Source organism: Streptomyces sp. NPDC016677 (assembly GCF_055562815.1).
Genome location: NZ_JBVHEO010000002.1, coordinates 526705 through 538927, shown reverse-complemented (window position 1 = coordinate 538927; position 12223 = coordinate 526705). Strand labels below are relative to the sequence as shown.

Below are 12223 nucleotides of genomic sequence, written 5' to 3'. Positions count from 1 at the left end.
ATGCCACCCGGACCGCGGCAATTGCAGCGGAAGTTTCACCCAGGGGTACTGCAAATGAGAGCGAAGAGCTGCCCCGTGAGCCGCACGGCCGCAGCAGTGTCACGAAACCGGTTAAGCATTGGTTTCGTGAACGACGGGCGCTGCCGCCCCGCTCCGTTCTGCGAACTGTTGCCGGGCCGCCGCCGCCGCGCCGATGAGCCCGGCGTCCCGTGCCAGAGCGGCGGGACGCACCTCGAGATCACGCACGAAGTCGAGGACCGCGAATGCGCGCAGATGGCGGCGCAGGGGCGTGAACAGCGTCTCGCCCGCCTGTGCGACACCGCCTCCGATGACCGCGACCTCGATCTCCAGCAGCGCCGCGCTGCCCGCGATCGCGGCGGCCAGCGCCCGGGCCGAACGGTCGTAGGCAGCCAGGGCGCGCTTGTCGCCCTCGAGTGCGGACGCGGCGACCGCGGCGGCCGAGGGCTGCGAACCTGGCCCCGGCGACCAGCCCGTCTGCACGGCGTAACGGGTGATGGCGGTACCGCTGGCGTACCCCTCGACACATCCCCGCGCCCCGCAGGCGCAGGGCGGTCCGTCGATGCCGACGGAGATGTGGCCTATGTGCCCGGCGTTGCCCGAAGGGCCGGGATGCAGTCGGCCGCCCAGGACGTATCCGCCTCCGACGCCGGTCGAGACGACCATGCACAGGGCGTTGTCCACGCCCCGAGCAGCCCCCAGCCAGTGTTCGGCAGCGGCCATGGCCACGGCGTCCCCGAGCAGGACCGGTTCGAGGCCGGTGAGGAGCAGTGGATGGGCGCGCACGCTCTCGACGAGGGGGAAGTCCCGCCAGGCGGGAATGTTCACGGGGCTGACCGTGCCGGCCGCTGTGTCGACGGGGCCCGCGCTGGCGACGCCCACACCACGCACGGTGCCCCAGGCCGGGGCGGCCGACAGGGTGTCGATCACGGCGTCGATCGTCCGTGCCATACGTTGGGCGGACTCCCTCGCGGGTGTGGGGAGTTCGGCTCGGTGGACGACGGACCCCCCTTCGTCCACCAGCGCTCCCGCGATCTTGGTCCCTCCGATGTCCAGGGCGGCGTACACCGATGTGGTCCTTTCTCCAGTCGGTCACCGGAGACCTCGAAGCGTGATGTGGACGCGACGAGGAAACCGGTGATGCGACAACGTTGTCATTGCAGAGAAGTGAAGGAATTCCGGGCGACCGCGCCGTGCTCGTCCGGGCGCAGGCCCACGGCGGCCACGAACAGCGTTCCTTCGCCCTCGACCAGGACTTCCTCGTCCGAGGCGGGAAGGAAGCAGGAGGCGCCGGGGCCGAGGCGCAGCGGCTCGGTGTTACCGGTCCTCGCGCTCAGTCGGGCCGATCCGTCCGCACAGAAGACGATACGGGGGCCGGACGCGGGAACGAGGGGCCCGCCGGAGCCGTCGAGTTCGGTCCTGTAGAGCGCGAACTCCGCCACCGGGCAGTCGTACAGCCAGGTTGGACCCGGCCCCGGGACGCTCCTCGGCACGACCACCGGCACGCGCACCGTCGGGTCGGTGATCCGTAGCAGCTCCGGCACGTTCACCTCCTTGCTCGTCAGTCCCGCGCGCAGCACGTTGTCCGAGTTGGCGAGCAGCTCCAGGCCGACCCCGTGCACGTAGGCGTGCAGTCCGCCTGCCGGCATGAACAGGGCGGTACCCGGCTCCAGAACCCGGTGGTCCAGCAACAGGGAAGCCACCAGGCCGAGGTCTTCGGGGTGATGCCCTGACATGCGTTCCACCGCCGCGTACGCGGCCGCATGAGGGTGCGCGGACCGCGCCAGGCGCCGGCTCGACGCCACGACGGCGGACACCAGCGGCGCGCGATCGTCCGGTGCCCGTTCGAGCAGGGCGCGCAGGGCCTCGGAGAGGGCTTGCTCACCGGTGCCGGCTCGCAGCAGTCCGATCACCGGGCGAAGGCCGTCTATCCCGAGGTTCTCCAGGAGGTGTGCGGCCTCCTCGCGGTCGCGGAATCCGGCCAGGACCTCGAAGCGGCTGAGCGCGTAGAGCAGTTCGGGCTTGGGCCAGTCGTCCGCGTAGGGGCCGTGACCGCCGCGGGCCTGCTGGGCGGCGAACGCCGAGCGGGCCTGGTCCCGGTCCGGATGCACCTGGATGGACAGCGGCTGCTCGGCGGCCAGCACCTTCAGCAGGAACGGCAGCCTGCCTCCGAACGTCCGGGCGCAGGCGCTCCCCAGCTCCCCGTCCGGATCGCCGGCCACGGCGTCCAGGAGTGTCGTGGCCCGTCCGTCGCGGGTCAACCCCGCAGGGCCGGACGGATGCGCGCCCATCCACAACTCTGCCTCCGGCCCGGCCGACGGGGTGTCCCTCCCCTGCAGCCGGGCCAGCGCGTCGCGTGAACCCCATGCGTATGGCTTGATGATCGGTTGAAGTAGATCCACGGTCGTACGTTAACCGTGTCTGAACAGATTCCGTGAGCTGCCTGGGTCCCGTTATTGAACCGGTATAGTCAGTACGGTTCGCTTTCCGTCACGCTGACGAGCAGGATGTTCCATTCAGCGTGAAGGAGTCCGGAACGCCGTTCGTGCCGACTTGCGAGGCGCCGCTGAACCCGAAGTTCACAGTCGCTCCGGGGGCGATGGACGTGTTGTAGCCCGAGGGGTGGGTCACGGTCACGCTGCGACCGTCCTGGACGCGGGTGGCGTTCCAGATCTGCGTGACCGACTGGCCGCCGGGGAAGGTGAACGACAGCTCCCACCGGTCGACCGCCGTGCTGCCGGTGTTGTGGATCGTGACGTCCGCGTTGAAGGTGGTTCCCCAGTCCGACAGCCGGTAGTCGACCCGGCACGGTGTACCGGCCGTGGGGGACGCGGTGGGTGTGCCGGTCGGGTCCGGTGTGGTGGTCGGCTCGGGGGTCGTCGTCGGCTCTCCGGTGGAGGGCGAGGAGGTCGGGGTGCCGGTCGGGGAGGTGTGACCGCTCTTGGCGGCCATGCGGGCGGAGTGGGCACGGAACACGTCGAGTTCCGGATCGCCCTGGGTGACGCCGAACTTCCCGTCGATCTCGCGGTCCTGGTACCACCAGAAGGCGCTGCCGTCACCGCCGGCCGCCTCGAAGTCGGCGTAGATCTCGCTCCACCAGGCCGCCCGGTCGACGTTGTGGACGTTGAACTCACCCATGAAGAAGGGCTTGCCGACCTTCTCGTGCGAGTCGGTGATCCAGGCCCGGACCAGTTCCTTCGTGTCGTCCAGGGTCAGGTCGGCCCAGTATTCGGTCGGGTAGGGATGCGCCGAGGTGAAGTCCAGGTAGGGCGACTGCTGGAGGTGGACGAAGGGGTTGCCCTCGTCGCCGCCGAAGCCGTACTGCGTGCCGTGTCCCTCGATGCCGGCGCCGAGCAGGTGGTTGGGGTCGATCTCCTTGACGAAGGCCCCCATCTCGTCGACCCAGGCTCGCAGTGTGGTCCCCTCGACGTTCTCCTCGTCGCTCTGGCCTTCGTAACGCGGCTCGTTCATCAGGTCCCAGGCGAAGATGGTCGGGTCGTCCTTGTACTTGACACCGCTGTAGTGGTTCGTCCGGTTGAGGGCGTGGCTCACGTAGTTCTTGTAGGACGTGAAGCATCCCGGGCAGCGGTCCTTGTCGAAGAACGCGGCACGGGCGGGCTGCCCACCGGACAGTCCCTCCCAGCCCAGGCGCGTGTCGATGCCGCCGTATGCCTCCCAGTAGTTCTCGAAGACCGGCATGAGGCGCAGCCCGTGCGTCCTGGCGGACTCGATGACGTAGTCGAAGAGCGCGAACTGCTGCTCGTCGTAGACGCCTTCGGACTTCTCGAAGCCGTGCCAGCTCTCGTGGCTGAACATCCACAGCCTGACGACGTCGACACCGTCGTCGCGCATGCGTGCCATGTGGGCGTCGATGCGTTCCTTGTCCATGTACTGCGTCTCGGTGTCGCCGGAGCCCGAGCCGAAGGTGAACAGGTCGTAGGCGTTGGCGCCGGCGACGTAGTACTCCTCGCCGTCGAGGCAGAAGCGGATCCCGCAGCGCGTGACGAAGGAGTCCTCGGCTGCGGCCGAGGCCGGGGGCGGGCGCATGAGCGACAGACACGCGCCCGCCAATGCGGCCACGAGCAGGAGCACCAGAGGCGTCACATACCGTCTGGATGAGGGGAGGGGGCGAGCATGCATAGCGGCTCTCTCGTTCGGAGGTGACTTGCATGTACCGGTTAACCGGGGAGGAACGTAGGGGCGTCTACTTCGACTGTCAATCAATCGCGCAGAGTGCGTTCTTGCTGGTAACTGCCCACTCGTGACCGTCTCTTGGTGCTGGGCAGCGCGTTTAGCGGTTTAGTACGCCAGGGCTTCTGGACTTGCTGAGGCGAATCTTGAACCGTCTATTGACATGGATGGAACATCCGGTGCCTCATGGTGTGGCGCTGGGTGGTCCGCAGCCCCTCCGGCTGCCTCGTCGTCCCCGTCACACCGCTAGTCCGGCGCCTGCTCCGCAACCCCCGACGCCTGTGAGGGCCTGTGTCGGGCGGCCCCTCCCGCCGTCTGACATCGTTGTCATCCGCATGCGCCGGCACCGCGCGTTCAGCGCACCCGGTCAGGTGCCGTCACCCCGTCCCACTCACCCCCGAGGAGACACATGCGAAAGCCAGGAAGCACACTCATCACGACGGCGGGGATGGCGTTCGCCGCCGTCCTCGGCCTGCTGCTCTCACTCGCCGGGCCGTCAACCGGCAAGGCGGAGGCGGCGGACGGCGGTATCCACGTCAGCGACGGACGCGTCGTCGAGGGCAACGGCAACGCATTCGTCATGCGCGGCGTCAACCACGCCTACACCTGGTACCCCGAGCAGACCAGCTCCATCGCCGACATCGCGGCCAAGGGTGCCAACACCGTCCGCGTCGTGCTCGGCAGTGGCGGCCGCTGGACGAAGACGAACGCGTCCCAGGTCTCCACGCTCATCGAGCAGTGCAAGGCGAACAAGGTCATCTGCGTCTTGGAGGTGCACGACACCACCGGCTACGGCGAGGACGGTGCCGCGACCAGCCTGGACCAGGCGGCCGACTACTGGATCAGCGTGAAGAGCGCCCTTGAGGGCCAGGAGGACTACGTCGTCGTCAACATCGGCAACGAACCCTTCGGCAACACCAACTACACCGCGTGGACCGACGCCACCAAGGCGGCCATCACCAAGCTCCGCGGCGCCGGCATCGACCACGCCCTCATGGTCGACGCACCCAACTGGGGCCAGGACTGGTCCGGCACGATGCGGTCCAACGCGGCCTCGGTCTTCGCCTCCGACCCCGACCGCAACACCATCTTCTCCATCCACATGTACGGGGTCTACGACACCGCCGCCGAGGTGCAGGACTATCTCAACGCCTTCGTCGGCAACGGACTGCCCATCGTCGTCGGCGAGTTCGGCGACCAGCACAGCGACGGCAACCCCGACGAGGACGCCATCATGGCGACGGCCCAGTCCCTCGGCGTCGGCTACATCGGCTGGTCCTGGAGCGGCAACGGCAGCGGGGTCGAGTACCTCGACATGGTCAACGGCTTCGACCCGAACTCGCTGACCGGCTGGGGCGACCGCTTCTTCAACGGCAGCAACGGCATCACTGCCACGTCCAAGACGGCCACCGTCTACGGCGGTGGTGACGACGGTGGCGGTGACGACGGCAGCACGGGCGGCACCGCTCCCAACGGCTACCCGTACTGCGTGAACGGCAGCGCCTCCGACCCGGACGGTGACGGGTGGGGCTGGGAGAACAGCCGCTCGTGCGTGGTCCCGGGCGGGCTCGCGCCCAACGGGTACTCGTACTGCGCCAACGGCAGCGCCTCGGACCCCGACGGTGACGGGTGGGGCTGGGAGAACAACCGGTCCTGTGTCGTCCGGGGCGGCGCGGCGGATCGCTGACCGGCGGATGCGGTAGTGCCCCGCCCAGGGGAAGTCCCAGGGGGCGGGGCATTCGGCCGTACGGCGACGCCAGGCGTTGGCCACGGACGTGAGGATCCGAATTCGGGCCGCCTGGGTGTCGCTTCGTCCAGCGCGACCAGGAGCCTCGGCATCCCTTGAGTCAGGTGACGACTCCGGCAGTGATCTCGTCGTCTACCTTCACTCAGCGCAGAGCGTCGGGGATGGTGCGCGATGCGCGGGCCGACACCCTCCGGCGCGTGAACATCTTGCTCAGACATCTCCGCCTGCATGGGGGCGCCGCACGGTTTCAACCAGTCCTCGCAGTCCGACGTGAGCACCCGAACCGGGCTCGGGCGAGCGGAGCGCCTTCGCGGCGACGGGTGCATGGACGGCGCATGTGGGGCCGTGCGGTCCGCCGGCGCCTCTTAGCCACTGCACCACGGCCAGGCTGTCCGCCTCAGACGCCATTCAGTTGGAACGCCTCGGAGGTGGGTGCCTTCGAAGCTGCGATGAAGGGCGACCGCCTGATCGCGCTGCTGCTGTCCGTGATGGGGCTCCGTCCGGCGGGGGTCTGCTGCCTGCGGTGGCCGGACATCGACCTTGACGCTGCCACGATCCTGGGCACCGAGTCCTTCCCGGCGACGGCGGCCGGCTACCGTCAGCTGCTCGTCTGGGCCCGCAAGCGGGGCACGGTGCGCCGGGCCGGCGTGGAGGGCACCGGCACCTTCGGTGCGGGTCTGTCCCGCTACCTGCTGGCCCAGCACGTCCAGGTGTTTGAAGTGAATCGGCCCGACCGCACAGCCCGCCGTCTGCTGGGGAAGTCGAACCCGCTCGATGCGCAGGCTGCCGCACGGGCCGTGCTCAGTGGTCGCGCCCGGGCCTGGGCGAAATCCGGCGACGGTCCGGTGCACAGCGCCCGGATCTACAAACTTGCCAAGGACTCCGCGGTCAAGGCCCGCACCCAGGCGATCAACCAGCTCAAGGCCGTCCTGGTCATCGCCGACCCCCACCCTCCGGGAACGGCTGTCCAGCCTGGGCAACGCCGAGCTGTTCCGCACCTGCGCGACCCTCGGCGCGACCGCCGGAGGGGGAGACGAGGACGCGGTAGCCCAGGCCACCCACATGACGCTGCGCATGCTCGCCGAACGCATCGAACAGCTCACCGGCCAGATCAATGAGCTCAACCAACGCCTGACCCGGCTCGTCGAACGTCACGCCCCACAGCTGCTCGTGCCGGTAGGCATCGGTCCGGACAGCGCCGTCACTCTCCTGATCACTGGGGGACAATCCCGAGCGGCTGAACACGGAGGCGTCCTTTGCTGCCCTTTGCGGAGTCAGCCCCATCGAGTACTCCTCCGGGCGTCGGAGAACGCGCCGGCTCAACTACGGCGGCGACCGGCAGGCCAACGCCGCCCTGCACCGCATCGTCTTCACCCGCCTGCGCCACGACCCGCGCACCCAGGCGTATTACGAACGCCGCACCCAGGAGGGCAAGACCCGACGTGAGATCATCCGATGCCTCAAGCGATATACAGCCCGAGAGGACTTCAACCTGGTCAGACCGGTTTCCTACACCCCTGCGTTATAGGGGCGTCCGTGAAACTTGAGATCCCACAACAGGGGTGGGCCGCCGTAGTTCGTGTCCTTTGACAGCGAAGTTAGTCGTGTGTGGCCTTCTGACCTGGGCCGACTAGGTCGGATGCCAAACCGTAGTGGTCTACCTCGGAGTTGGCGCCACTAGGCGCTCCGCGTCGAGAATGGGGCGCTGCAGTGGCGGCGCGCCCTGCGGGGAGTGGCGTGGGCAATGAGGCGGAGCGGTAGGCGACTGCTCGGGCCGCCGCGTCGTGTCGGGTGGGCCGATTGTCGGGTCCGTGGTGTGGTGCAGTCCGGTGGATGGGGCCGGGGCGTTGGGACAGGGGCAGGCCGCTGGTGCCGTTGGTGTGGGCGATGATCTCCGCGGTGATGGACACGGCGGTCTCCTCGGGGGTACGCGCCCCGAGGTCGAGACCGATCGGCGAGTGGAGTGCGGTCAGCTGTTCTGCCGTGATGCCAGCCTCGTCCAGGAGGCGCAGGCGCTCGCTGTGGGTGTGGCGGGAGCCCATGGCGCCGACGTAGCCGGCGGGCAGGGCGAGAGCCAGTCGCAGCAGGGGGATGTCGAACTTGGCGTCGTGGGTGAGGACGCAGATGGCGGTGCGGGTGTCGACGGCGGTCTGCGCCAGGTAGCGGTGGGGCCAGTCGACGACGACCTCGTCCGCGTGCGGGAACCGGGCGGCAGTGGCGAACATGGGCCGGGCATCGCAAACGGTGACCCGGTATCCGAGGAAACGGCCGGCCTGGGCGAGGGCGGCGGCGAAGTCGACGGCGCCGAAGATGAGCAGGCGCGGCCGGGCGGCCGCCACGTGCACCAGGACGGTCAGCTGCTCGGGGCAGGTCGCGGCGTCACCGCCGAGACGGTCGGCAGCCGTACGCCCGGCCCGCAGCAGCGCCCGGGCGTGGTCGGTCACGACGCGGCTGGTGTCCGCGTCCAGGTCGGTGCCGGTCAGGCGGCCGTCGCTGTCCAGAACGAGGAGGCCGCCGAGGATGTGCGCGGGGCCGTTCACGACCTGTGCCACGGCGGTGGGTCCACCGTTCGCCGCGTCGGCGAGGGCGGTGGCTAGGTACGGCTGTGCGGCCGGGTCGATGCGCTGCACGTGGACGTCGAGTTGACCGCCGCAGGTCAGGCCGACGGCGAAGGCGTCCTCGTCGGAGTAGCCGAACCGGGCCTGCTGCGGAGCCGTGCGGTCCTCGAGGATCTGTCGGCACAGCTCGTACACGGCGCCTTCGACGCATCCGCCGGAGATGCTGCCGACGGCCGTGCCGTCTTCGCCGACCGCGACCGAGGTTCCGACGGGCAGGGGCGCGCTGCCGGTGACACCGACGATCGTGGCCAGGGCGAAGGGGCGGTGCTCACGGCACCAGTGGTGCAGTGGGGCCGCGATGTTCAGCATGGGCTCTCTCCGCAGGTGAAGCACGGTGATTGGACGAGGTGGGTAGGCCGCCGCCGTCCGACGGGGGACGGAGCGGCGGCGCCCGGCGATCCGGCAGACGCTGTGTGACTGGGTGTCTGCCGGACGGATCGGCGTGCACCGCGGGGTGCACGGGTTACAGGAGTGCTTCGGCGGTGATGGGGAGTTGGCGTACACGGTGGCCGGTGGCGTTGAAAACGGCGTTGGCGATGGCAGGCGCGACGCCGACGTGGACGACTTCGCCGAGGCCCTTGACGCCGAGCGGGTCGGCTTCGCGGTCCTCGCCGTCGAGGTAGATGGCTTGGATGTCGGGGACGTCGGCGTTGACGGGCACGAGGTAGTCGGCCAGGTTCGCGTTCACGATCCGGCCATCGCGGTGGTCGGTGACGGTGTGTTCCAGCAGGGCGGTGCCGATGCCACCGGTGATGCCACCGATCGCCTGGCTCTCGGCGAGCTTGGGGCTGATGATGCGGCCCGCGTCGTACACGCCGAGCATGCGCCGCACCCGCACCAGTCCGAGGGTGGCGTCGACGGCGACTTCGGCGAAGGTGGCGTTGTAGGCGTAGAAGGAGTGCCGCTCCTTCGCCGCGGGCCCGGCGTACGCGCCGTCTGCTTCCAGGTGGGAACGCCTGTTCCGGGTCAGCAGACTCTTGTACGTCTCGCCGCGCGCCGGGTTGTCCTTGGTGTGCAGCCGCCCGCCCCGTACGACGATGTCCTCGGCATCCACTCCGTAGAGGGGTGACTGGCGGTCTTCGACGGCCAGTTTGATGGCCTGGCGGCGGACCTGGTTGCAGCCGTCGAGGACGGCGGAACCGACGCTCGCCATGGTCATCGATCCGCCGTGCGGTGGGGTCGGCGGGAAGAGGGAGTCGCCGAGGCGGAAGGTGACGGTGCGCATGGTCAGGCCGAGGGCGTCGGCGGCGACCTGGGTCTGGGAGGTGTAGGTGCCCGGTCCCATGTCGCTGGCGGCGGCGTCGACCACCGCGGTGCCGTCCGCGTTCAGACGGATGCGGGCCTGGGCGGGCATGCGGGCGGTGTCGTAGACGCCGGCGGCCATGCCCATGCCGATCAGCCAGTCACCCTCGCGGCGCGAGCGGGGCTTGGCTCGGCGCTGGTCCCAGCCGAACTGGCGGGCGCCGGTGGTGTAGCACTCGCGCAGCCGGCGGGTGGAGAAGGGCAGGTTCTTGGACTCGTCCTCGGATGGTTCGTTGCGGCGGCGCAGCTCGATCGGGTCGATGCCGAGCTTGGCGGCGAGTTCGTCCATGGCCGATTCGATGACGAACGAGGCGGTGGCGAAGCCGGGGCCGCGCATGTAGAGCGGGGTGTTCACATCCAGCGGCACCGTCCGGTACGCCTGGCTGACGTTCGGGGTGCTGTAGAGCATCTGTCCTGGCATCAGGATGGATTCGGTGAACGTCTCGTACGAGGAGGTCTCGGCGTCCATCTCGTGGGCCATCGCTGTCAGGCGGCCCTGCCGGTTGCTGCCCAGCTTCAGCCGGTATTCGTAGGAGGGGCGGAAGCCGGTGTTGAAGTACTGCTGCTTGCGCTTGAGGACGAGTTTGACCGGGCGTCGTGTTTCCCGGGCGGCCAGGGCGGCGATGATGGTGTGGGGCCAGCAGCGCAGTCCGCTGCCGAACGCGCCGCCGACGTACGGGGAGATCACGCGCACGGAGTCGGCGGGCAGGCCGAAGACGGTGGACAGTTCGGTCTGCGTGCCGACCACCCACTGGGTCTTGTCCCACACGGTCAGATTGTTGCCGCTCCAGTGGGCGATGGTTGCGTGCGGCTCCATCGCGTTGTGGTGGTTGCGCGCCATCTGATAGGTCGCATCGATCCGCACGGGCGCCGAGCGCAGGGCCGCCGCCGCGTCACCGCGTGCGTACTTGGTCGGCTTGTCCGCCTTCGCCTTCGTCAGGTCGGTGGACGGCTTCTGGGCGTCGTAGGCGACCTTGACCAGGCTTGCGCCGTGCTGCGCGGCCTCCAGGGTGGTGGCGACGACGACGGCGATGGGCTGGCCGTGGAAGAGGACCTTGTCGTCCTGGAAGACCCGCAGTCTGCGCCCGCCGGGCGGGTTGTTCGAGGCGGGGTTGTCCTTGTAGGGGAGTTTCGGCGCGTTGCCGTGGTGGATCACCGCCAGCATGCCCGGCTGGGCCAGGGCGTCACGGGTGTCGATGGAGGTGATGCGGCCACGGCCGATGCTCGCGTCGACGATGACCGCGTGGACGACGCCCTTGATGTCGTGCTCGGCGGCGTAGGGGGCTTTGCCGGTGACCTTGAGCCGTCCCTCCACGCGGGAGAGCGGGGCGCCGACGGCTGCCTGTGGCTGGGGGCTCACTTCGTACCTCCTACGATGCGCAGCTGGCGTTCGACGGTCCGCTTCAGCAGGTCGGTCTTGAACCGGTTGTGGGCCAGTGGGCGGGCCCCGTCCGCGGCCTTCTCGGCGGCGGCGGCCCACAGTGAGGGGGAGGGGCGTTCGCCGAGGAGGTGCTGTTCGACGGCGGGCAGTTTCCATGGGACGGTGCCCACGCCGCCGGCCGCGACCTTGGCCTCGCGGATCACTCCGCCGCGCACGTGCAGGGCGACGGCGGCCGACGTCAGGGCGAACTCGTAGGACTGCCGGTCACGGACCTTCAGATACCCGGACCTGAGCGGGCGGGGCAGAGCGGGTATCTCCACTGCGGTGATCAACTCGCCGCTCTCGAGTGCCTGTTCCCGGTTCGGGGTCGAGCCGGGGCGCAGCAGGAAGTCGGCGAACGGGATCTGCCGTTGCCCGTCAGCGCCCAGCACATGAACCTGGGCTTCCAGGGCGGCGAACGCCACCGCCACGTCGGAGGGATGGGTCGCCACGCAGGCATCCGAGGTGCCGAGGATGGCATGGGAGCGGTTGTAGCCCTCGCGGGCGGCGCAGCCCGAAGCCGGGTCGCGCTTGTTGCAGTTGGCGGTCACGTCTCGGAAGTAGGTGCAGCGGGTGCGCTGCATGATGTTCCCGCCGATGGTGGCCATGTTCCGCAGCTGCGCCGACGCGCTCAGCTCCAGCGCCTGGGAGACGACCGGGAAGAGGCTGCGCACCTTGGGGTGGGCGGCCGCTGCGGACATGGTGACCAGGGCGCCGATGCGCAGGCCGCCGCGTTCGGTGGCGGTGACCTCGTCCAGCGGCAGGCCGCGTATGTCAACCAGCATCTCGGGGCGCTCGACGGTCTCGCGCATCAGGTCGACCAGGGTGGTGCCGCCGGCGATGTAGCGGCCTCCGCGACGGCCCGCGGCGAGGGCCTCTTCCGTGTCGGAGACACGGGTGTAGTCAAAGGGATACATGATGCGGGGC

9 protein-coding genes are annotated in these 12223 nt (G+C 69.4%); 3 read left to right on the top strand and 6 right to left on the bottom strand.

Going from position 1 to position 12223, the window contains the following annotated elements; genetic code table 11:
- Positions 1-111 precede the first annotated feature (111 nt).
- The 3 genes from ACZ3IG_RS07800 to ACZ3IG_RS07790 form a co-directional block, all read right to left on the bottom strand.
- Complete coding sequence (locus tag ACZ3IG_RS07800; RefSeq protein ID WP_467429938.1) at positions 112-1086, bottom strand: ROK family protein; 975 nt, start codon at positions 1084-1086, stop codon at positions 112-114.
- Positions 1087-1172: 86 nt separating this feature from the next.
- Positions 1173-2420, bottom strand: a complete 1248-nt coding sequence (manA, locus tag ACZ3IG_RS07795) for a mannose-6-phosphate isomerase, class I (RefSeq protein WP_467429937.1) — start codon at positions 2418-2420, stop codon at positions 1173-1175.
- An 88-nt stretch (positions 2421-2508) separates the two neighbouring features.
- A complete protein-coding gene (locus tag ACZ3IG_RS07790) occupies positions 2509-4122 on the bottom strand; it encodes a cellulose binding domain-containing protein (protein ID WP_467429936.1) in 1614 nt (537 codons plus the stop codon).
- 496 nt (positions 4123-4618) lie between these two features.
- Between ACZ3IG_RS07790 and ACZ3IG_RS07785 the strand changes: the two genes are divergently transcribed.
- The 3 genes from ACZ3IG_RS07785 to ACZ3IG_RS07775 all read left to right on the top strand — a co-directional run bounded on the left by ACZ3IG_RS07785 (position 4619) and on the right by ACZ3IG_RS07775 (position 7484).
- The gene (locus ACZ3IG_RS07785) at positions 4619-5896 is read left to right on the top strand and encodes a cellulase family glycosylhydrolase (protein ID WP_123627067.1); all 1278 of its coding nucleotides are present in this window, start codon (positions 4619-4621) and stop codon (positions 5894-5896) included.
- Between the two features lie 488 nt (positions 5897-6384).
- The gene (locus tag ACZ3IG_RS07780; RefSeq protein WP_467429934.1) at positions 6385-7074 is read left to right on the top strand and encodes an IS110 family transposase; all 690 of its coding nucleotides are present in this window, start codon (positions 6385-6387) and stop codon (positions 7072-7074) included.
- Positions 7075-7172: 98 nt separating this feature from the next.
- Positions 7173-7484, top strand: a complete 312-nt coding sequence (locus ACZ3IG_RS07775; RefSeq protein WP_467430546.1) for a transposase — start codon at positions 7173-7175, stop codon at positions 7482-7484.
- Between the two features lie 70 nt (positions 7485-7554).
- On the opposite strand, the gene ACZ3IG_RS07770 is transcribed toward ACZ3IG_RS07775, so the two are convergent.
- The 3 genes from ACZ3IG_RS07770 to ACZ3IG_RS07760 form a co-directional block, all read right to left on the bottom strand.
- Positions 7555-8883, bottom strand: a complete 1329-nt coding sequence (locus tag ACZ3IG_RS07770; protein ID WP_361208734.1) for an XdhC family protein — start codon at positions 8881-8883, stop codon at positions 7555-7557.
- A 154-nt stretch (positions 8884-9037) separates the two neighbouring features.
- Complete coding sequence (locus tag ACZ3IG_RS07765; RefSeq protein ID WP_123627068.1) at positions 9038-11236, bottom strand: xanthine dehydrogenase family protein molybdopterin-binding subunit; 2199 nt, start codon at positions 11234-11236, stop codon at positions 9038-9040.
- Positions 11233-12213, bottom strand: coding sequence for an FAD binding domain-containing protein (locus ACZ3IG_RS07760; protein ID WP_467429932.1), 981 nt, complete (start codon positions 12211-12213; stop codon positions 11233-11235). Before ACZ3IG_RS07760 ends, ACZ3IG_RS07765 begins: the two co-directional genes overlap by 4 nt.
- Positions 12214-12223 lie beyond the last annotated feature (10 nt).